The organism is Duganella sp. CY15W, assembly GCF_009857555.1.
In the GTDB taxonomy this organism is placed as follows: Bacteria; Pseudomonadota; Gammaproteobacteria; order Burkholderiales; family Burkholderiaceae_D; genus Rugamonas; species Rugamonas sacchari.
Genome location: NZ_WWCQ01000009.1, coordinates 175,062 through 196,837, shown reverse-complemented (window position 1 = coordinate 196,837; position 21,776 = coordinate 175,062). Strand labels below are relative to the sequence as shown.

Here is a 21,776-nt window from a genome sequence, read left to right as displayed (position 1 = left end):
ACAGCGTCGCGGGCTACTCCCCGGAGACCGCTGCATGCAGATCAAACCCCTCGCGCTGGCACTGCTGATCGCCGTACCTGCCACGGCCGCAGAACCTGATACCAAACGTCATCAGGCGCAGATCGACCAGATCGTCAAAGAAATTTCCCCGGTACGCATAGAAGCCACCATCCGCAAGCTGGTGGGCTTCCGCACGCGCCACACGATGTCGGACACGGTCTCCGAAACCGAGGGCATTGGCGCCGCGCGCCGCTGGATCAAGGCGGAACTGGAGCGCTGCGGCGCGGGCACGGCGCTCAAGGTGGAGTTTGATAGTCACATCGCGCCGGTGTCGGCACGCATCAGCCGTCCCACGGAAATCGTGAACGTGGTGGCGACCTTGCCGGGCACGCAGGCGGCATCGGTGGACCGCATGTACGTGGTCAGCGGCCACTACGATTCACGCAACACCGATGTGATGGATGCCAGCGGCGACGCGCCGGGCGCCAACGATGACGCTTCCGGCACGGCGGCCGTGATGGAAATGGCGTGCGTGATGGCCAGGTACAAATTCGATGCCACGCTGGTGTTCATGACGGTGGCGGCGGAAGAGCAGGGCTTGCTGGGCGCGGCGCACTGGGCGGAGCAGGCCAGGCAAAAGAATCTGAACATCGCCGGCATGTTCACCAACGACATCATCGGCAGTTCGCGTGACGAACATGGCAAGAAGGACGACACGCAAGTACGCTTGTTCGCAGAAGGCCTGCCGGTGCAGAAGGAAAACAGCGATGCGGTGCGTACGCTGATCCAGACCGGCGGCGAGAACGATTCGCTGTCGCGCCAACTGGCGCGCGCGGTGAAGGAGGCGGGCGAGCGCTATGTGCCCAAATTTAAAGTCAATGTGATCCAGCGCCGCGACCGTTATCTGCGCGGCGGCGACCATATGCCTTTCCTCGAGCGGGGCTATGCGGCCTTGCGTTTCACCGAGCCGGCTGAAGACTTCAATCACCAGCACCAGAACATCCGCACCGAGAACGGGGTGCTGATCGGCGATCTGCCGCAGTACAACGACTACAACTACATCGCCAGGGTGGCGCGCGTGAACGCGGCGGCCCTGTCCTCGCTGGCGCTGGCGCCGGCTGCACCGCAGAAGGTGCAGGTACGCACGGCCAAGCTGCAGAACGATACGGAGCTGGTATGGCAGGCCAACAGCGAGCCTGATCTGGCGGGCTACCGCATTGTCTGGCGCGACACAACGGCGGCGGACTGGCAGGGCAGCAAGTTCGTCGGCAACGTCACCGAATTCACCATGCCGCAGTCCAAGGACAATGTGTACTTCGGCGTGCAGGCCATCGACAAGGATGGCAATGTGAGCCCGGCCAGCTACCCAACGCCGCTGCGCTGATGAAGATTTCGCGCATCCTCCACGCCGGCTATGTGTTCGAGAGCGGCGGCACGCAGATCCTGTTTGATCCGGTGTTTGAGAATCCGTTCAGCCGCAACTGCCACGCCTTCCCTGATGTGGCCTTCGACGCGCAGCAGATACGCGGCTTGCGTCCCGACGCCGTGTTCATCTCGCACCTGCACGACGACCATTGTTCACTGGAGAGCCTGGACCTGCTGGACCGCAGCACGCCGATCCATATGTACTGCCTGTTCGACGAACTGTTTGCGATGATACGCGCGCTGGGCTTCATCAATGTACAGGCGCTCACGGTCGATGTGGCCGTGCCGGTCGGCGCGTTTGAGGTTATTCCGCGCCGTGCGCTGGATGCGGACGTCGATTCCATGTTCCAGATCCGCGCCGAAGGCCTCAATGTGCTGAACGTGGTGGATTCGTGGATGGACCCGGAGACGCTGGAACAGCTCAAGCCCTATGCACCGTGGGACATGGTGCTGTGGCCATTCCAGACCATGCGCGAAGTGGATGTAATCGCACCATCGCGCGCCGAGCGCGGCCCGGTGGCGTTGCCAGAGGAATGGCCGGAACAGCTGCAGGCGCTGGCGCCGCGCTACGTGGTGCCCAGCTCCTGCCAGTTCCGCCAGGAGCCATGGTCGTGGTACAACCACGCGCTGTTCCCGATCACCTATCGCCAGTTTGCGCAGGCGGTGGGCGAGTGGCTGCCCGCTGCGCGCGTGGTGCGGCTCAACCCTGGCGTCGCGGTGGAACTCACGGCCGCTGCGTTGACGCCCGCCACGCCGCTGCCCTGGGTGCTGCCAGTCGGTGAGCAGGACGTCGATTACGCATACGACCCGGACCTCGTGCCGCCACCCACGGCCGACATCGCGCGCCGCTTTGCGCCGCTGACGGCCGATCAGGAAGCGCTGGTGCTGGACTTCTGCCGCAACGGCCTGTTGCAGCGCTATGAAGACATGGAACTGCCGGAGGACAGCTACTTCGCCGCACCGTGCGTGTGGCAGCTGTCGGTCTACGATCATGCGGGCCAGGTGCAGCAGTTCCGCTACCGCATCCATGGCGACCGCATCGCGCTGATGGGTGATGAGGAAGCGCCAGCATGGCTGACGGCCATCCCCATGGCCAAGCTGTACGCGGGACTGGCGCTGGGCGAGTCGCTGACCTCCATGTATTTGCGTATCGATGGCGCGCCAGCCGATGCCGACATCGTGGATGATCCGCTCATACGCTGCCTGTTCAACGACGCCATCGGCGCTTATCAGGCGGCGCAGTTGCGCCGGCTCACGGAGAAACAATGAAATCAGCTGCATGGATTGCCGGTCTGCTGCTAGCTGTCGCTGGTGCTGCGCAGGCGCAGTCGGTGGCGTTCACGTTTGATGACGGTCCGCATCTGCAGGAAACGCCGCTGCTGTCGCCGCAGCAGCGCAACCAGGCCTTGCTTGATGCGCTGTCCGCGCAGAAGGTATCGGCCGCGCTGTTCGTCACCTGCGGCAATGGCGCGGACCGTCCGGCAGGCTATGCGCTGGCGCAGGACTGGGGCAAGGCAGGGCACGCGGTCGGCAACCACACCATGACGCACCTGGACCTCAACGACGCCAAAGTCACGCTGGCGCAGTACCAGCGGGAGACTACTGATTGCGACCGGATTACTGCAACGCTGCCGGGCTATCAGAAGTGGTTCCGCTTCACCTTCCTGCGCGAGGGGAATACGCCGGAAAAACGCGACGGCATGCGCGCCTTCCTCAAGCAGGCCGGTTATCGCAACGCCTATGTGAGCCTGGACACCAGCGACTGGCGGCTGGACGAAAAACTCAACGACGTGCTGGCCAAAAATCCGCAAGCCGATCTCGCGCCGATCAGGCAGGCTTACCTGTCGCACTTGCGCCAGCGCGCGACTGCCTATCGCGACCTGTCGCGACAGCTGGAAGGCCGCGACATTCCGCAAGTGATCCTGATGCACCACAACCTGGTCAACGCGCTGTGGCTCAAGGACGCGATCCAGCAGTTCAGGGACATGGGCTGGACCATCATCACACCCGCGCAGGCCTTTGCCGACAAGGTCTACTCGCAGCCGCCGGAAAAGCTGGTTGCTGGCCAGAGCCTGCTGCTTTCCATCGCGCGCAGCAAAGGCCTCGGCAAGTTTGAAGGCTGGGAGCGATTGGTCGATGATGGCGATGCCGAAATCGAGGCGCTCAGGCAGCAGGGACTGTAGATGGATTATTTCGCAGCGATCATCGAGTCGATACGCACAGCGGATAGCGTCACCGTGTTGCGCGAGCATGCGGCTTCGTATTCCGGCTATGTACGCGAGGCCACGCTCAAACGCGCTGCCGAACTGGCGCAACCCGAGCTGCTGCCGGAAGTCGCGGCACGGCTGAACGACTGGGTGCCGGCCGTGCGCAAAGCAGCGCGTGCGGCATGGAGCGCCTTGCAGCCGCATGCATCGGCCGGGGAGATCATGGCCATCCTGCCGTTGCTGCGGCAGTTGCATAGCGGCGCAAGAGAAGACAACGCCGGATGGCTGGCCGTCGTGGAGCGGCAACTGATCCAGCAGGTGGGCGGCGAGGCGATTCGCATGGCAGCGGCCAGTCCCGATCTCAGAATTGCGCGCGCCGCCGTCCACCTGCTGCTCGACTACCAGCTGATGCCACTGGTGGACCTGATCGGCTTGATGCTGAAGCGCCGCGACGACGTGGTGCTGGCCCATCGTGCTGTCGTTCTGTGCGCGCAGCTGGCGCCGGAGCAGCAGGAGCTGGCATATCGTGCGGCGGCACGTACGCATTTCGCTGTGGTCCGCACCATGGCTGTCCGCGCCTTGTTGGCCATGCCAATCAAGGCGCGCATGGAGATCGCGATTGCGGCGCTGGATGATCTGCAATCGTCGCTACGGTCAGCGGCGGCGATCTATCTTTTGGCGGCCGGCTTTGATGTGCGCGGCCATTACCGTGCCAGACTGGAATCAGAACATCCGGCGCAACGCACGCGCGTTTATCTGGCTGCGCTGGCGGCACAGCGCGACGCGGCAGATCTGGAACTCATCAAATCCCATGTGGACAGCCGCCATCCCGCGATACGCGCCGCTGCGCTGTCTGCGTGGTTCAAACTCGCGCCACACGACAAGGATGACATCGCGCTCACCGCGATGCATGATGCCGCGCCGGGTGTGCGCAAGCTCGCCGTGCAGCTGGTGTCCAGATATGGGGCTTACATCCCGTTCTCACTGATACGCAGCCAGCTTGAAACCAGTGATAGCGTCGGATTTTTCTTACGGCTGTCGGAAACCAATCGCTGGAACTGGCTGGAGGCAATCGCCCGCGTCGGCCTGCGGGTTGGTGCCGAGGAGGCGCGCAAGCTGCGCCTGGAGGAAGGCCTGTTCGCCTGGCTGCGGGCCAGGCAATGCTATGTGTATCCAGATCAGGCGCAGCAGCAGTTCCTTTTATCTCAACCGGTAACGGCGCTGTTCGCCGACATGCTGCAAGCCTATCCTGATAACCTCAAAGCATTGCTGCAGCGTCTGCGGCTCGCCGGCTAAGCTTACGTTCCCAGCTTATCTGCTGGCAGGTTGGCCAGGAACTGGTGGATTTGCGAGACCACGGCCGCGCCCTCGCCAACAGCGGCGGCCACGCGCTTGGTGGAGGTGGCGCGCACGTCGCCAATCGCAAACACGCCGGGCACGCTGGTCTCCAGCGCGGCGCGTGAGGGCAGGTCGCGCGGATACACGCCGTTGGCGAAGTTGGCCTTGCACTGCGACTTGGTGACGTCAAAGCCGGTGCGGATAAAGCCATGGGCATCGACGTCCACGCCGCAGTCACTGAGCCAGCCGGTGTTAGGCTCGGCGCCAATGAACAGGAATACACGGCACACATCGTAGTCGCACTCGTCGCCGTTCCTGGCATGGCGGATACGCACCTGCTTTAGGCCATCCTCATCGCCTTCCAGCGCGACGATTTCGGTGCAGGTGTGCAGCTCGATATTCGGCGTGGCCTGGATACGCTCGATCAGGTAGGACGACATGGTGGACGACAGGCTGTCCTTGCGGATCAGCATATGCACCTTGGACGCAAAGCCTGACAGGAACACGGCCGCCTGGCCCGCCGAATTGCCGCCGCCGACCAGCACGATTTCCTCAGTCTTGCACAGCTTGGCCTCGACCGGCGAGGCCCAGTAGTACACGCCCTTGCCCTCGAACTGTTTGAGGTTGGCCAGCGACGGACGGCGGTAGCGCGCGCCGCACGACAGCACCACGCTCCTGGCCTTGAGTTTTTGCAGGCTGCCGCACATCTCCACCTGCAGCGGGTAGGTGTCGCAGATCAGCCTGCCCGCAGGCGCCGGGATCGCGATCTCGACGCCGAACTTCTGCGCCTGCACGTAAGCGCGGCCCGCGAGTGCGCGGCCGGAAACGCCGGTCGGGAAGCCCAGGTAGTTTTCAATGCGCGCACTGGCGCCGGCCTGGCCGCCGTAAGCGCGGGTTTCCAGCGCCAGCACTGACAGGCCTTCCGATGCCGCATACACGGCCGTCGCCAGGCCGGCAGGGCCGGCGCCCACCACGATCACGTCCCACACCTTGTCGCCGTCCAGCTCCGGCAGCATGCCGAGGCAGCGGCCGATATCGACCACGGTGGGATTTTTCTTGACCACGCCGTCCGGGCATACCACCAGCGGCAGCTCTTCCGGCTTGGGCTGGTAGTGCGCCATCAGGTCGGACGCCTGCTGGTCATGCTCGGGGTCGAGCACTACGTGCGGATGGCCGTTGGATTGCAGGAAGCTTTGCAGCGTGTGGATGCGGCCATGGCCACGCGGACCGACGATCACCGGGCCGCCCGATGCCTGTTCGATCAGGCCGACGCGGCGCAGGATCAGCGCGCGTACGATGCGTTCGCCCAGGTCGGCATGCGCCACCAGCAGTGCGCGCAGCGATTCTGATGGCACCACCAGCACTTCCACATCGCCCACTGCATGGCCATTGCCGAGCGACGGACGGCCCGACAGCTGCGCCACTTCACCGCTGAACTGGCCGGGCTGGTGGGTGGTCACGTATGAGGTGTTGCCCAGGCCATCGTAGCGGTTGACTTCGATGCCGCCTTTCAGCACCAGCATCAGGCCGAAGCTGGTTTTGCCCGCTTCGAAAATCATTTCGCCGTTCTTGAAGCACACCACATGGCCGAAGCGCTGCATGTGGCGGATGTCGGCCGGACTCAGCGTGGGGAAGATCTGATGCCGGCGTTGTTCGAGGTCGAGGGCGGGGCGCGGTGTCGGCTCGTCCGGGGTTTCTTCGGGGAGCAGTTCCGTGGAGGTGGTGGCCATGAGAATTCCGAATATGAAGATGGTTGCACGAATGTTGCCAGTCTAGCCGAAGCGGCGCCGCCAGTCCAAAGACTTAGGCGGTAGTCGGCCGCTTTGCGGCAACTCGGCTAAAATGGTCATTTTGGCGAACTCGAACAAGAACACGATGGCTTACAAGACTCTGCAAGATACGATCGGCAACACGCCGCTGGTGCAATTGGTGCGCCTGCCCGGCGCGGATGCCGCCGCCCGCAACAACATCATTCTCGGCAAGCTGGAAGGCAACAATCCGGCCGGTTCGGTCAAGGACCGCGCCGCCATGTCCATGCTCATGCGTGCCGAGGAACGCGGCGACATCAAGCCGGGCGATACGCTGATCGAAGCCACCAGCGGCAACACCGGCATTGCGCTGGCCATGGCCGCCGCCATCCGTGGCTACAAGATGCTGCTGCTGATGCCGGAAAATCTCAGTGTCGAGCGCCGCCAGAGCATGGCCGCCTATGGCGCCAACATCATGCTGACGCCCAAGACGGGTGGCATGGAGTATGCGCGTGACATGGCCGAGCAGCTGCAAAAGGATGGCAAGGGCATCATCCTGGACCAGTTCGGCAACCAGGACAACGCGCGCGCGCACTACGAAAGCACGGGACCGGAAATCTGGCGCGACACCGATGGCCGCGTGACCCACTTTGTGAGCGCCATGGGCACTACCGGCACCATCATGGGCACCTCGCGCTATCTGAAGGAACAGAATCCGGAGGTGCAGATCATCGGCGCCGAGCCGGAAGAGGGCTCGTCGATACCCGGCATCCGCAAATGGCCGGAAGCCTATCTGCCGAAGATTTACGACCGTTCGCGCGTGGACCGCGTGGAGTCGGTGTCGCAGGCGGCGGCTGAACGCATGGCGCGCCGCATGGCGGCGGAGGAAGGCATCTTCTGCGGGATCTCGGCAGCGGGCGCGTGCGAGATTGCGCTGCGCATTTCGCAAACGGTGGAGAACGCCACCATCGTGTTCATCGTCTGCGACCGCGGCGACCGCTACCTGTCGACTGGCGTCTTCCCGGCCTGAAGCGACAACGCCCTCGTCCCCTTGGTAAAAGGGAGGAGGGCGTGCTGACCGGAACGGATGACAACGAGGCTGGATTAGCCTTGGTTGTTGTTACCGCCGTTCGGGGTTTCGCCTTCTTTAGGCTTGAATTGCTTGTCGCTGATGCGGAACTTGTTGCGGCGGTCGCCCATCAAGTAACGCAGGTCACGGATACTCAGATCGCTGACTTCGTGCATGCGGATCAGCAGCGAAGCGCCAACCGGCAGGCGGTGGTGGCGAATCTTGCTGATCACTGGTGGTGCTACTTCCAGTGCGCGCGACAGCGCTGCGTCGTTTTTCAGGCGCAGGTTCTCGATCAGGGTATCCAGCAGGCGGTTGGGATTGTATTGCAGCAGATCATCGCCATCCGCATCATTGTTCATGTCTATGCCGACTTGGTTTGTCATGTCGTCTTTTCCTTCTGTAAAGTTGTCCTGCAAAGTACAACACTCGGGGCTTTGCTGCGTCAATGTCCAATCCTTACCAGGAGTATTTATACACGGACACGGATTCCAGGATAACAAGTTTCATAATATATACACAATTGTACAACATCGTGCAATCTAATACTCAGCAGCAATACAAAAAATCATCTTCCCGCAGAGTATTGTTGTCCGACTGCAACATTGTGTGAGAATTATACACCGAGTTGTATGTTAAGCTGCCTGTGCACACTTTTAATGAACAGTTAAAGTTAATTGTATAACAATTCCGTTGTAAAGTAGCCCACATTGTATTGCGTAGTTGGCAGTGTGTACAATTTATTGCCAAGTGTCAACTAAACAATACTGTGGTCTTACTCTGGAGACAAGATGTTTTACGCTTGCTTACATTCCTGAAGTAACTGCTGGCGCTGGTGCGCCGCCACGCGCGAGCCGCACGGCACGGCCCAATTCCACCACCGACATGGCGTAAAAATAACTGCGGTTATATTGTGTGATCGCAAAAAAATTGTTGTTTGCGAGCCAATATTCAGTCGGATCAGCCCCATTTTGCAAATCCACCAGGCCATAAGTCTGTTGTTCCGGCACCGGCGTGGTGGCGGTAACGCCCGCCGCCGTCAGTTCCTGGGGCCCGTATTTGGCGGTCAGGCCCTGGTTCAGCATGGTTTCCCAGGCGCGGTTGGGCGAGACATTGGCGGCGTACACCAGCGGGCCGCCCTGGTCGCGCTCCCAGCCGTGGCCCACCAGGAAGGCGGCCACGCTGCCGATGGCGTCGGTGCTGGAGTTGAGCAGATCGATCTTGCCGCTGCCGTCAAAATCCACCGCATATTTCATGAGGCTGCTCGGCATGAATTGCGGCATGCCGATCGCTCCCGCAAACGAGCCCTTGAGTGACAGCGGATCGATGCCGCTCTGGCGCGCGAACAGCAGCGTGGCTTCCAGCTCGCCGCGGAAGAATTCCATGCGCTCGCGGCGCTGCGGCGCTTCCGGATACGAGAAGGCCAGCGTGGTCAGCGCATCGAGCACGCGGAAGCGGCCCGTGTTGCGGCCATACACCGTCTCCACGCCGATGATGCCGACCAGAATCTCCGCCGGCACGCCGTACAGCGATTCGGCGCGGTTCAGCGCTTCGCTGTTGTCATTCCAGAACTTGACGCCGGCATCGATACGCACCGGATCGATCATGAGCTTGCTGTAAGCCTGCCAGTTTTTCGGCTTGCCCGGCGGCGCCGGCTTGACCAGCTGCACGGTGGCATCGACATAGCGCACCTGCGCCATGAGCGCGTTGAGCTCGTCGCGGTTGAAACCATTGCGCGCAGCGACGTCATCAAGGAAGGCGCGCACATCTTTCCAGTCGCCAAAGTTGACGTACTCGCCAACATAGTCGACCGCTGGCGCGGCCTTTTTCTTCGGCTCAGCTTTTTTCTTTTTGGTCTGCATGCTGGGCGGCAGCTTGTAGCCGTAGGGATCGACAGGCGCGGCATAACTGGCGGTTGCGGCACTCAACAGCAGGGCGGTAATCAGAGTCTTCATCGGCATAAAGGTAAAAGTGTTTTTAGCGTCGCTAGCGACGCCGAACGTGATTCGGTTCCGTCGGCGCCATACTTCAGCATACCGTACAGGTGCAAAAACTGGTTTATCGCAGCGTGCTTTTCCGCGCTCGCGGGCATGGCCTGCAGGCGCGCGGCATAGCTGTGCGGCCCCTCGGCCGGGCGGCGCGCATAACCATCGCGCGCCTGCAGCCGGCAAAACGCCGCGTACAGGCTGTCCAGCGGATCGGCGGGCTGGCGCTGCCACTGCCAGCGCAGCGCCAGCAGCAGGCCGCACACCAGCGCCGCAGCAACGGCGCTGCGCCAGTTGCCAAAGCTTGCGCTTAGTTCCTCGAGGAAACTTCGCTGTCTATCGGAATTGTAATCCAGTACCCATTGATTCCAAGAATTATTCAGTGCGGCATAGCTGAACCGGACCTGCGCCAGCCACGAATCGGGATCGCCTTGCAGCGCCAGCAGCGGCGCAAAGCCAAATGCGGCGGGCTGCGGCAGCGCGCGCGCCAGGTTGCGCTGCACACGATCGGGGGCGACGGCGGCCGTGGGATCGACGCGCTGCCAGCCGGCTTGCGGGGTCCAGATCTCGGCCCAGGCGTGGGCGTCGGACTGGCGCACGGTCAGGTAGCCATCGACCGGATTCATTTCGCCGCCCTGGTAGCCGGTCACCACGCGCGCCGGGATGCCCATGGCGCGCATCAGCACCACGTAGGCGCCCGCGTAGTGTTCGCAGAAGCCGGATTTGCTCTGGAACAGGAATTCGTCCACAGCGTCGCGCCCCAGCAGTGGCGGTTCCAGCGTGTAGTTGTAGCCGCCGCTGCGGAAGCGCGCCAGCAGCGCGTTGCTGAGCAGCGCGGCATCCGCCTGCGGCATGGTGGTGCGCAACTGCTGCGCCAGCGCCAGCGTGCGCGGGTTGTAGCCGGCCGGCAGCTCCAGCCAGCGCGCCATGCGCTCGGGGCGCTCATTGGCCTGCAGCGCGTAGCTGGTCCAGGCCATGGCCTGGTAACGCACGCGGCGGCTGATGGCGTCGGTGGTGAACACTTCCATCTCATCCGTGTCGCGCAGGCGGTAGCCCGGCACCTGCAGCTCGGGACCGGTGAGCTCCAGCAGCGCCAGCCAGCGTGTGTTGGTGGCTTCCATGGTGGTTTCGTAGCGTAGTGGCCGGCCGCGCGTCTGGATGGCGATGTCCAGCCGTTGCAGGCCGCGCTTGCGCGGCACGCGGCTCCAGGTGCGGCCGTCATAGTCGCCCAGCACGATGCTGCGCCAGTACAGCTGCTGCTGGGCCGGCACGCCGTCGAGGAAGCGCACGCGGAAGGCCGGTTCGTCGGACTGCGCCAGCGACGACAGCGTGCCGGGCGCCATGGTGTCGCTGAGCCCCGTCTTGCCGCCCAGCGCATCGCCGGGCAAGCCCCACAGCGGGCCTTGCAGGCGCGGGAAGCCGATGAACAGCAGCAGCGCAATCGGCGCCGCAATCGCGCACACCTTGGCCGAAGTGCGCAGGCGCCGGGCCAGAGGCGGCACCACGCCGGTGTACTGGAAGGATTGCTGCGCCGTCAGCAGCACCACCAGCGTCAGCGCCATGAACAGCGCGGTCGGCATGGACTGCGAATACAGGAAGTTGGTCAGCAAGACAAAAAAGCTCAGGAACACCACCACGAACAGATCGCGTTTGGCGTGCATCTCCAGCAGCTTGAAGGCCAGCAGCAGCACCAGCATGGCCACGCCGGCGTCGCGGCCCAGCAGGGTGCGATAGGTGGCGTAGACGCCGGCCATGGCCGCTACCGCCACCGGCACCAGCAGCCAGATGGGCGGCATGCGGCGGCCCGTCCACGTGATCGCCGCGCGCCACAGCAGCGTGACGCAGGCGAGGGCGCTGATCCACAGCGGCAGGTGCGCGAAGTGCGGCGCCAGCACCATGAGCGCGGCGGCAATCAGCAGCAGCGTGTCTGCCTTGTCGCGTGTGAGGCGCAGCGCCAGCGGCGTGCGTGGCGGGACCGCATTCATGCTCCGCCCTCCTGGCCGAACAGGGCCAGCGCGCGCAGGCAGCTGGCGCGGTGGGCGTCGCCGAGCGCCGGGCCATAGTCGTGCTGCGCCAGCTTGAAGCGGTAAGGCAGCGCGCGCTGTTCGGCCTCCAGCACCCAGCGCGCCATGCGCGCCAGCTTCAGTTCCAGATCCAGTTGCAGGGGCAGCGCCGCGAAGTCCAGGCATAGCTCGGCCACCGCGCCGCCTTCGAAATGCTTGGTCACCAGCTGTCCGCCCAGCGCCGGATCATGGCGCGCGATCTGGCGCCAGGCCAGATGCCGCAGCGGATCGCCGGGCTGGTAGCTGCGGATGCCGGCGAAGTTGTCCAGTCCCACCGTGCCATGCCCATCCTCGCTGGCCGCGCCGGCCGAGGGCAAGGGCTGCGGCGGCAGTTCCGGCGCCGGATACACCAGCACCCGCGCGTCCGGCTGCCAGTAGGCCCATGCGCGGAACAGCCCGAGCGGAAAGCGCGTCACCAGCCGCACGCGCGGCGCCGGCAGCCAGCCGCGCCGGCGGGCCGCTGCCGACAGCTGCAGCGCACTGCTGCCGCAGGCCGGCACATCGAGCACCTGGCGCGGCTCGCCATCGGCCTGAAAACCCATCCACACGGCAAAGCGGTCGCGCCGGCTGCGGTTCAGCACATGCAGCTCAAACTGCGCCTCCTCGCCGGCAAACACCGGCTGTGCGCGGCCGCATGCCAGCTGCAGCAGCGCCAGGTTCCTGGCTGTCATCACCATGTCCGCAACTGCGCAGGCGCCGGTGAAAAATGTCAGCGCAAAACCCAGGCCCAGGTTGTAGTTGATGGCGCCGATCAGCATGACCAGCAGCAGCACGGTAAACGCCAGCCCGGCGCGCGTCGGCAGGATGAACACGCGGCGCATGGTCAGCGTCACCACACCCGGCTCACTGTCGCGCAACTGGAACAGCCACTGGTCGCGGCCCTTGCGATACAGCGAGTGCAGCGCCGCCATCATGATGGGTCAGACCGGCACCGACTCTTGCAGCTGCAAGACCAGATCGCGGCTGGCCAGCGCCACGCCGTTGGCCGACCTGACAGGCCGCAGCCGGTGTGCGCATACCGGTACCAGCACCGCCTGCACGTCTTCCGGCAGCACATGGTTGCGGCCTTCCAGCGCTGCCCACGCGCGCGCCGCCTGCAACAACGCGATGGCCGCGCGCGGACTCAATCCTTCCGCAAACATGCCGTTGTGCCGCGAGGCCGCCGCCAGCGCCTGCACATAATCGATCAGCGCCGCCGATGCGTGGATTTGCCGTAGCCCTTGCTGCGCCTGGGCCAGTTCATCGGGCAGCATCGCCGCCGGCAGGGACTTGAGCAGCACGCGGCGGTCCTCGCCCATCAGCAGCGCACGTTCGGCGGCCGGGTCGGGATAGCCCAGCGACAAGCACATGAGAAAACGGTCGAGCTGCGATTCCGGTAGCGGGAAGGTGCCGATTTGATGCATGGGATTCTGCGTGGCGATCACAAAGAACGGCGCCGGCAGCGCGCGCGTCACGCCATCCGCGCTGACCTGGCGTTCTTCCATCGCCTCCAGCAGGCCGGATTGCGTCTTTGGCGTGGCGCGGTTGATTTCATCGGCCAGCAGCACCTGTGTGAAGATCGGCCCCGGATGGAACACAAAGCCGTTCTGCTCGCGTTCATAAATCGAAATGCCGTTGACATCGGCCGGCAGCAAATCACTGGTGAACTGGATGCGGTTGAAGCGCAAGCCCAGCGAAATCGACAGCGCGTGGGCCAGCGTGGTCTTGCCCACGCCCGGCACATCTTCCACCAGCAGATGGCCGCCCGCCAGCAGGCAAGTGAGCGCCTGCCGTATCTGCACGTCCTTCCCGACAATGATGTCGCCCACCTGACGGGCCACGGCATGCAATTTTGTGTACATGATATCTATGGTAGATTAGCGCCTGAGGGGATTCTATGCGAGAAACAGCTCGCAGCAGTAAAAATAACATGACCACAGCCATCTACAGCCATCCCGATTGCCAGCGTCACGACATGGGGGACTGGCATCCTGAATCGCCGGCACGCCTGCAGGCGATTGCCGACCAGCTTATCGGCTCCCACATCAACGACCTGCTGGAGCATCGCGAAGCGCCGCTGGTCGATATCACGGACCTTGAGCGTAACCACAGCAGGAACGCCATCGGCATCGTGCGTGACAACGTGCCGGAAGAGGGCGACACCTACCCGATCGATGGCGACACCTCGCTCAACGCCTGGAGCTGGCGCGCCGCGCAGCGCGCCGCTGGCGCCGCCGTGGCCGCGACCGATGCCGTGATCGACGGCGAAATCGACAACGCCTTCTGTTCCATCCGCCCGCCCGGCCACCACGCGCGGCCAAAAGAGCCGATGGGCTTCTGCCTGTTCAACAACGTCGCCATCGCCGCCAAGCATGCGTTGGAGGTGCGCGGCTTGCAGCGCGTGGCGATTGTCGATTTCGACGTCCACCATGGCAACGGCACCGAGGAAGCCATCCTCAATGAACCGCGCGTGCTGATGGTCAGCTTCTTCCAGCACCCGCTGTATCCCTACACCGAGCCGCTGCCGATCACCGACCATCTGGTCAACGTGCCGGTGCCGGCCCACACCAAGGGCGATGTGGTGCGCAAGATCGTCACGGAGCAATGGCTGCCGGCGCTGCACGCGTTCAAGCCCGAGATGCTGTTCATCTCGGCCGGCTTTGACGCCCACCGCGAAGACGACATCGGCGGCATGGGCCTGGTGGAAGCCGATTATGCGTGGATGACGCAACAGGTGATGGAGATTGCGCGCCTGTACGCGCATGGCCGTATCGTCAGCTGCCTCGAAGGTGGCTACAATTTATCTGCGCTAGGCCGCAGCGTGGTGGCACACGTGAAGGCGCTGGCTGACCTGTAGTTCGACTGATTTTTCTTAACACAAGGAGTGTGCTGTGAGTTTGTGGACCCAGTTTTACTTCAATGAAGGCAAGAAGATTTTCAAATGGACGCATTACTTCCCGATCTACGAGCAGCACTTCCAGCGCTTTGTTAACCGCCCGGTCACCATCCTGGAAATCGGCTGCCTGAGCGGCGGTTCGCTGCAGATGTGGAAGAGCTACTTCGGCCCGCAGGCTACGGTGGTGTCGATCGACATCAATCCCGACGTCAAGCAGCACGAGGAAGACCAGATCCACATTCGCATCGGCGACCAGTCGGATACCGCCTTCCTGCAAAGCGTGGTCGATGAATTCGGCCCGTTCGACATCGTCATCGATGACGGCAGCCATTTCAGTCCGCACCAGATCGTCAGCTTCGAATTCCTCTACCCGCACACCAAGGAAAACGGCGTCTACCTGGTGGAAGACCTGCATACGAGCTACTGGCCGGAGTGGGGCGGCGTCAAGCGTCCGGGCACCTTCATCGAGCACGCGAAAGACCTCATCGACACGCTCAACGCCTACCACGCGCGCGAAGCCATCCCGGTGACGGAATTCACCAACTCGACCACCTCGATGCACTTCTATGACAGCGTGCTGGTATTTGAAAAGGGCCGCATGCTGCGTCGTCACGACGTCACCATTGGCCGCGATGAAAACGGCGTGCGCCAGCGCGTCGAGCGCCAGTCGCTGCCGTACAAGAAGACCCGCTAGGCGCCCGGCCGCAGGATCACCTTGCGGCAGTTGTCCTCTTTCTTGTCGAAGATGCGGTAGCCCTCGGCCGCCTGTTCCAGCGGCAGGCGGTGGGTAATGATGGTTTCCGGCTGCAAGCGGCCGGCGCGGATATGCTCCAGCAGTTCCGGCATATAGCGCTGCACGTGGGTCTGGCCGCTGCGGAAGCTGATGCCTTTCTCGAACGCGTCGCCAAACAGGAAGCCGTGGATAAAGCCCGCGTACACGCCCGGCACGCTGACCACGCCGCCGCGCCGCACCGCCGCGATGCACTGGCGTAGTGCCGCGCCGCTGCTGCCTTCCAGTTTGATGGCAGTGAGCGCCGTCTCCAGCGCGCTGCCTTTGGCCTCAAACCCCACCGCATCAATCACCGCATCGACGCCGCGGTTGCTGGTATGCGCGATGATGACTTCGGCCGCATCGACGTTGTCGAAATTAATTGGAATCGCGCCGTAGGTGGCGCGCGCGAACTCCAGCCGGTAGGCATGGTGATCGACCATGAAAAGATGCTCCACGCCCAGCATGCGCGCGCACGCGGCAGCCATCTGGCCGACCGGCCCGGCGCCGAAGATCGCCAGGCTGCTGCCCGGTCCGACGTTGGCGTTGAGTACCGCCTGGTAGCCGGTCGGCAGGATATCGCTGAGGAACAGCACCTGCTCATCGGTGAGCGCATCGGGAATCTTGATCGGCCCGACATTGGCCTTGGGCACGCGCGCATATTCGGCCTGGCCACCCGGGATGCCGCCATAGTTGTGGGTAAAGCCAAACAAGGCCGCGCCGGGGCGCAGCGACTTTTTGTTGAGGATGGTCCCGCTATCGGGATTGGTGGTCTCGCAGGCCGAATACAGCTGCATGTCGCAGAAGTGGCAGCTGCCGCAGGCAATCACAAACGGCACCACCACGCGGTCGCCCCTGGCCAGTGCGGTGACGCCAGCTCCCGTTTCCACCACTTCGCCCATGAATTCGTGGCCGAGAATGTCGCCCGCGTTCAGGCGCGGCACCTTGCCACGGTAGAGGTGCAGGTCGGAACCGCAGATGGCGGTGGCGGTGATGCGGAGGATGATGTCGTCGGCTTCCTGTAGCGTGGGATCGGGAACCGTATCGACTTTGACGTCATGGGCTGAGTGATAGACAAGCGCGCGCATGGTGAACCTCCTCTCGTGGTGGAAGCCCATCATGCGCGCATGGCGGCTGCGCGCAGTCGGCGCACCCGCCATCTGGGTGTAGGAGCAGGCCTAGGGCGCCTGTTTGAGGTTTTTCTCCAGGAAGGCATCGACGCGCTGCCAGAACGCGATGCGGTTGTCTTCGTGGCGCCAGCCGTGGCCCTCATTCGGATACGTAATCATCTCGACGTTGCTGTTGCCGCGCTTGACCGCATCGTAAAAGCGGTTGGCGTGAACGATGGGCACGCGTACATCTTCCACGCCGTGGGCGATCAGCAAGGGCTGCTTGAGCTCAGCGGCGCGCGCCAGCGGCGACGATTTGCGCCACAGCTCCGTATCCTTGTCCGGATCGCCGATCAGCGTGCGCAGGCTGTAGTTGAGGGTCTCTTGCGAGGCGTCCGAATAGGGCGTATCAAAGCGCAGGCCGATGTCGGTAACGCCCGCCCATTCGACGCCGCAGCGGAATATCTCGGAATGCTTGATGAGGCCCATCAGCGTGGCATAACCGCCGTAGCTGGCGCCCATGATGCCGATGCGTTTGGGATCAGCCCAGCCCTGCTGGACCGCCCACTGGGCGGCATCGGCCAGGTCGTCCTGCATGGTCAGACCCCATTGCTTCAGGCCCGCCTTGAAGTGGTCGGAACCGAAGCCGGTACCGCCGCGGAATTCCGGCTGGATCACGACATAGCCGCGCGACGCCAGGAACTGCGCCTCGCTGTCCCAGGCCCAGTAGGCGCCACGGACCGTCGGCCCGCCGTGCACCAGCACCACGGCCGGCAGGGGGCCGCTGGCTTTGCCGGGCGGCAGCGTCACATAGGCGGGAATGCTGCGGCCATCGCGCGCCTTGTAGTGGTGGAAGTCGCGCAAGCCCATTTGCTCGACCTGGATATCCGGATGTTCGGCGCCCAGTCCTTCCAGTTTGCCGCTGGCGCGGTGGTAGATGATGTACTGCGGCGGCTGACGGTCGGACGAGGTCACCACCAGCGCCACGGGCGCTTGCAGGCAGTCGTCGGCGCAATGGATGGTATTGGTGGTGTTGGGCAGCATGGCATCGACCTTGGCCTGCTCGGCTTTCATCGCCGGATTCAGCCAGTAGGTGGTGCCGGCGTCGGTTTGCAGGTGGATGCCCAGAAGGCGGTGACTGGTGTAGTCGATTTCCGGCACGCCGTTGAAGTCGAAGCCGGGCACGGAGATAAACGGCTGCTTGTCCATCTTCATCGCTTGCAGGTCATAGCGGAACAGCGCGATGTAGCCCTTGTGGCCGGCGTTGACGTACAGCGTGTCGTCGCCGTCGAAAAAGGCCGGCGAGAAGCGGCTGTCCAGATAGCATCCGCCGTTTTCCAGCTCGCGCCATTCGGTGTCATTGGCGCGACGGTAGGAGCTGATGCAACGGCCGTTTTTCTGCGACATGACCACGCGTGGAACGTCGTAGGTGTCGGTCATCCACCATTGCACCGCGCCTGGCTGCGCGCCTTCCAGCGCGCCGCGCAGCTGGCGGTTGCGCGTGTTGAGGCGATAGATGCGGGAATGGTCGGGCGTGCGGTCGATATTGTTCCAGCTGAATTTCTGCACCAGGATATCGTCCGAGCCGTCATGGGTGACGCCGTAGAATTCGTAGTCGGCCGTCAGCGTGTGGGCCTTGATCGAGCTGCCGGTATTCTCGCGCTGATGGGTCCAGTTGCCGCTGATGAGGTGGACCACGTTGCTGCCATCACGGTCGGCCGCGATCTCGTCCAGATTGCCGTCGAATTCGACGCGCAGATTCTTGATGGTGAAGCCGATGCGGTTTTCATTGATCCAGTGGACTGCGGTGATGACTTCCTGGTCCGTGGTGCGGATGATGATTTTGTATTGCGACAGGTCGCTGGTGTTGCGCACCGAGAGCAGGCTTACGCCGTTCGGGGTCGCCGTCACGGAGGCGACATAGCCGCCTTTGGGTGACAGCGCGACGTGGCTGAGCTGGGGCGTCTGGAAAAAATGCTCGGCGCCGGGGGCGGTGGCTTGCGCCAAGCCCACTGACAGGGACAGGGACAAAAATAAGGACAGCAGGGATGTCTTCATAAAACCTCTACAATTGCAATTAAGCAATCATAGAGGTCGGTTGTTTTTTTGTCTATTACAGATCAGCCATGTACGGCCTGGCCGTTCTTGGCCGACCAGCGGTACAGGCTCCAGACGATGGCGGTGCCGACGATGAGGGCGATGGACATGGTCTGGCCTTCGCTCATGGCGTTGGCAATTGCCAGCGGCTCGCCTTTGCCCGACAGGACGATCATGCCGGCCAGCGCGACGTTGAACAGGCTTTCGCCGACGATGAAGCCGGACATCACCAGTACGCCAATCCGCTTGGCCGCTTCGCCGCCAGCCTTCTTCTCGACCGCGCGGTCGAACAGCCAGCCCGTCACGGCGCCGATCACCACCGGCGTGATCACCGCGCTAGGCAGGTAGATCGCCAGGCCCACGCCCAGCGGCGGCAGGCTGTACTTGCCGTTGCTGGACTGCTTGAGCGCGAAGTTGATCAGCACCAGCGCCAGGCCAATCAGCACGCCGTAGCCGAGCAGATTCCATTGCAGATTGCCGCCGATGACGCCCTTGGCCAGCGTCGAGATCAGCAGCGCCTGTGGCGCGGCCAGCGGCTGGTCCGAGATCGAATCCAGATTCGGTGCGCCGACAAAGCCGTTCGCATGGTTCAGCAGTTCCAGCACCGGCGGCACCACGCACGAACCGGCGGCCACACCGATCAGCAGGCCGACCTGCTGCTTCCATGGGGTGGCGTTGACCAGCTGGCCGGTTTTCAAGTCTTGCAGGTTGTCGTTACCGATCACGGCCACGGCCAGCACCACGGTGGTGACAAACAGCGCGAAGGCAATCAGCGCCTGGGCGACTTCCGGACCCATGACGGTGCGGCCGACCATGCCGACGCTGAGCGCGGCGCCCAGAATGGTCAGGATGGCGATGCCGGATACCGGCGAGTTGGACGAACCGATCAGGCCGGCCATGTAGCCGCACACCGCCGCCGCAAAGATACCGGCGATCAGGATGTAGCCCACGCCCACCGCCACCAGCGGCACGGCCAGCGACATCAGGGGGCCGCCTTGGAGGAAGCTGGCCAGCAGCCAGCCGGCCGGCACCAGCGAAATCAGCGTCACCAGGCCGACAATGAAGATCGGCATATCCAGCTCGGTGCGGTCCAGCACCGCGCCGGCCAGCTTGGCTTTGCGCGCGGTTTCCATGGCCGACTTGAGGCCGCCCAGGATCGGCTTGGCCAGGCCGGCCAGCGTGATGATCGCGGCAATGCCGATCACGCCCGCGCCCATCATGCGGACTTCCTTGGACCAGATGCTGAGCGCATGGTCGGCAGCGGCCATGCCTGCTGCGGCGGGCGACAGCGTGGTCATGATCGGCACCAGGACGCCCCAGGCGATCACGGTGCCGACCAGCATGGCGACACCGACGGTAATGCCCATCAGGTGGCCGGCACCGATCAGGGCCAGCGAGCTGGAGGCGCCAATGCCGGTGGCGCCGGCGCCGGTGCGGAAGTAGATCGCCACTTCGCCGGCCAGCAGCTTGGCGGCGGCGCCCGCAGCAAACAGCGCCGAGGTCAGGCTGCCCCAGATCACGGCGCGCAGGCCGGCTTTACCTTCAGCCGCGCCAGCACGCGACGCCATGCCGACCTTGAGCACCTCGGCGGCGGCTACGCCTTCCGGATACGGCAGGTCGGACTGCGACACCAGCGCGCGGCGCAGCGGCACCGTGTACATCACCCCCAGCACGCCGCCGACGGCGCAGGCGCCAAAGGTCGGCCAGAACGGCACGTGCGCCCACCAGCCGATCATCAGCAGACCAGGCAGGACGAAAATCACCGAAGCCAGCGTCCCCGCTGCGGAGGCAATGGTCTGGACGATGTTGTTTTCCTGGATGGTGGCATCCTTGAAAGCACTCAGCAGGGCCATCGAGATCACGGCGGCCGGGATCGAGGTGGCAAAGGTCAGGCCGACTTTCAGGCCCAGGTAGACCTGCGCGGCGGTAAACACCAGCGTAATCAGAATGCCCAGAATAATGCCGCGAAGGGTGATTTCCTTCGGGGTGGACGGTGCAGCTATGCTCATCTTCAGCACTCCGGTTGAAAAATATTGTTTATATAATCAGAAAAGGGTAAAAAGCGCCTCATGATAAACGAATCCCGGCCGGGTTAGCAGGTAAAATAGCGGGTTGTCAGAACGATTTTGAAGGTCAGAGCATGTCGATACAATGGTACCCGGGGCATATGAACGCCGCCAAGAAGAAGGCGGCGGAACAGATGGAGAACACCGATCTGGTGATCGAAGTGGTCGACGCGCGCCTGCCCGAAGCCAGCACCAACCCGATGGTGGAGGAGCTGCGCAAGTTCCGCCAGCGTCCCTGCCTGAAGATCCTCAACAAGATCGACCTGGCCGATCCCGCCGCCACCGCCGCCTGGACCGCGTACTACAACGCCCAGGAAGGCGTGACCGCGTATGCCATGACCACCAAGAAGCCGGCCGACGTGGCGCGCATTCCGGACCTGGCCAAGCAGCTGGCGCCGCACCGTGGCGTGCCGACCAAGCCGCTGCGCATCATGATTATGGGCATCCCCAACGTCGGCAAATCCACGCTGATGAACGCGCTGCTGAAAAAGCGCGTGGCCAAGGTGGGCGACGAGCCGGCCGTGACCAAGCAGCAGCAGAAGCTCTACCTCGACAAGAACACCGTGCTGGTCGATACGCCAGGCATGCTGTGGCCGAAGATCGCGCTGCCAAGCGATGGCCTGATGCTGGCCGCCAGCCACGCGATCGGCTCGAACGCGCTGATCGAAGAAGAAGTGGCCGAGTTCCTGGCCGGCGAGCTGCTGGTACGCTATCCGGAGCTGCTGGTGGCACGCTACGGCTTCAAGGAAATCGACCAGATGGACGCGATTGGCGTGGTGGAAGGCGTCGGCATCAAGCGCGGCTTCCGCCAGAAGGGCGGCGACCTGGATTACGAGAAGGCCTCGCACACCTTCCTGGGCGATTATCGCAGCGGCGTGCTGGGACGTATCTCGCTGGAGACGCCGGACACGCGCACGGCGCGCCTGGAAGAACATGCAGCCGAGATGGCAAAGAAAGCCGCTGAAAAAGCCGCCATCGCCGAAGAGAAGGCCCGCGCCGCCGCCAACGGCAAGCGCGGTACCTGA

Annotated in this window: 17 protein-coding genes; 8 read left to right on the top strand and 9 right to left on the bottom strand. The window is 63.5% G+C overall.

All coding sequences use genetic code 11. From position 1 onward, the window contains the following. Window positions 1-34 precede the first annotated feature (34 nt). From GTP58_RS30190 to GTP58_RS30175, 4 genes are read left to right on the top strand one after another with little or no spacing between them, the layout of a single operon-like run. Window positions 35-1,384 (top strand): M28 family peptidase, encoded by a 1,350-nt coding sequence (locus GTP58_RS30190; RefSeq protein WP_161080617.1) that lies wholly within the window; start codon window positions 35-37, stop codon window positions 1,382-1,384. Continuing rightward, window positions 1,384-2,694 (top strand): MBL fold metallo-hydrolase, encoded by a 1,311-nt coding sequence (locus GTP58_RS30185; protein WP_161080616.1) that lies wholly within the window; start codon window positions 1,384-1,386, stop codon window positions 2,692-2,694. The genes GTP58_RS30190 and GTP58_RS30185 overlap by 1 nt, the downstream gene beginning before the upstream one ends. Beyond that, on the top strand, window positions 2,691-3,608 hold the full coding sequence (locus GTP58_RS30180) for a polysaccharide deacetylase family protein (protein ID WP_161080615.1): 918 nt from the start codon (window positions 2,691-2,693) through the stop codon (window positions 3,606-3,608). Before GTP58_RS30185 ends, GTP58_RS30180 begins: the two co-directional genes overlap by 4 nt. Then, a complete protein-coding gene (locus tag GTP58_RS30175; RefSeq protein ID WP_161080614.1) occupies window positions 3,609-4,928 on the top strand; it encodes a hypothetical protein in 1,320 nt (439 codons plus the stop codon). Window positions 4,929-4,930: 2 nt separating this feature from the next. Here the strand turns inward: GTP58_RS30175 and GTP58_RS30170 are convergent, their stop codons facing one another. Further along, window positions 4,931-6,700: a cyclic nucleotide-binding domain-containing thioredoxin-disulfide reductase gene (locus GTP58_RS30170; protein WP_161080613.1), complete on the bottom strand. Its 1,770-nt coding sequence runs from the start codon at window positions 6,698-6,700 to the stop codon at window positions 4,931-4,933. Window positions 6,701-6,845: 145 nt separating this feature from the next. Here GTP58_RS30170 and cysM point away from each other — a divergent pair, with 145 nt between their 5' ends. Continuing rightward, entirely contained in the window at window positions 6,846-7,748 is a 903-nt protein-coding gene (gene cysM, locus GTP58_RS30165; protein ID WP_161080612.1) for a cysteine synthase CysM, read from the top strand. Between the two features lie 74 nt (window positions 7,749-7,822). Here the strand turns inward: cysM and GTP58_RS30160 are convergent, their stop codons facing one another. From GTP58_RS30160 to GTP58_RS30140, 5 genes are all read right to left on the bottom strand, one after another. Further along, window positions 7,823-8,173, bottom strand: coding sequence for a hypothetical protein (locus GTP58_RS30160; RefSeq protein ID WP_072787183.1), 351 nt, complete (start codon window positions 8,171-8,173; stop codon window positions 7,823-7,825). A 420-nt stretch (window positions 8,174-8,593) separates the two neighbouring features. Beyond that, window positions 8,594-9,748 carry a lytic murein transglycosylase B gene (mltB, locus tag GTP58_RS30155; protein ID WP_161080611.1) on the bottom strand — a complete coding sequence of 385 codons (1,155 nt, stop codon included), beginning with the start codon at window positions 9,746-9,748 and terminating at the stop codon, window positions 8,594-8,596. After that, window positions 9,739-11,757: a DUF3488 and transglutaminase-like domain-containing protein gene (locus tag GTP58_RS30150; RefSeq protein WP_161080610.1), complete on the bottom strand. Its 2,019-nt coding sequence runs from the start codon at window positions 11,755-11,757 to the stop codon at window positions 9,739-9,741. Before GTP58_RS30150 ends, mltB begins: the two co-directional genes overlap by 10 nt. Beyond that, a complete protein-coding gene (locus GTP58_RS30145; RefSeq protein WP_161080609.1) occupies window positions 11,754-12,749 on the bottom strand; it encodes a DUF58 domain-containing protein in 996 nt (331 codons plus the stop codon). Before GTP58_RS30145 ends, GTP58_RS30150 begins: the two co-directional genes overlap by 4 nt. A 6-nt stretch (window positions 12,750-12,755) precedes the next feature. Further along, window positions 12,756-13,676, bottom strand: coding sequence for a MoxR family ATPase (locus GTP58_RS30140; protein WP_161080608.1), 921 nt, complete (start codon window positions 13,674-13,676; stop codon window positions 12,756-12,758). 68 nt (window positions 13,677-13,744) lie between these two features. Here GTP58_RS30140 and GTP58_RS30135 point away from each other — a divergent pair, with 68 nt between their 5' ends. Next, a complete protein-coding gene (locus GTP58_RS30135; protein WP_161080607.1) occupies window positions 13,745-14,671 on the top strand; it encodes a histone deacetylase family protein in 927 nt (308 codons plus the stop codon). A gap of 34 nt (window positions 14,672-14,705) precedes the next feature. Next, the gene (locus GTP58_RS30130) at window positions 14,706-15,404 is read left to right on the top strand and encodes a class I SAM-dependent methyltransferase (protein ID WP_161080606.1); all 699 of its coding nucleotides are present in this window, start codon (window positions 14,706-14,708) and stop codon (window positions 15,402-15,404) included. Here the strand turns inward: GTP58_RS30130 and GTP58_RS30125 are convergent. The 3 genes from GTP58_RS30125 to GTP58_RS30115 form a co-directional block, all read right to left on the bottom strand. Then, entirely contained in the window at window positions 15,401-16,567 is a 1,167-nt protein-coding gene (locus GTP58_RS30125; RefSeq protein WP_161080605.1) for a zinc-dependent alcohol dehydrogenase, read from the bottom strand. The genes GTP58_RS30130 and GTP58_RS30125 overlap by 4 nt on opposite strands. A 90-nt stretch (window positions 16,568-16,657) precedes the next feature. Further along, the gene (locus GTP58_RS30120) at window positions 16,658-18,646 is read right to left on the bottom strand and encodes a S9 family peptidase (protein ID WP_161080604.1); all 1,989 of its coding nucleotides are present in this window, start codon (window positions 18,644-18,646) and stop codon (window positions 16,658-16,660) included. Between the two features lie 62 nt (window positions 18,647-18,708). Then, window positions 18,709-20,694: an OPT family oligopeptide transporter gene (locus GTP58_RS30115; RefSeq protein ID WP_161080603.1), complete on the bottom strand. Its 1,986-nt coding sequence runs from the start codon at window positions 20,692-20,694 to the stop codon at window positions 18,709-18,711. A 131-nt stretch (window positions 20,695-20,825) separates the two neighbouring features. Here GTP58_RS30115 and ylqF point away from each other — a divergent pair, with 131 nt between their 5' ends. Then, on the top strand, window positions 20,826-21,776 hold the full coding sequence (gene ylqF, locus GTP58_RS30110; RefSeq protein ID WP_161080602.1) for a ribosome biogenesis GTPase YlqF: 951 nt from the start codon (window positions 20,826-20,828) through the stop codon (window positions 21,774-21,776).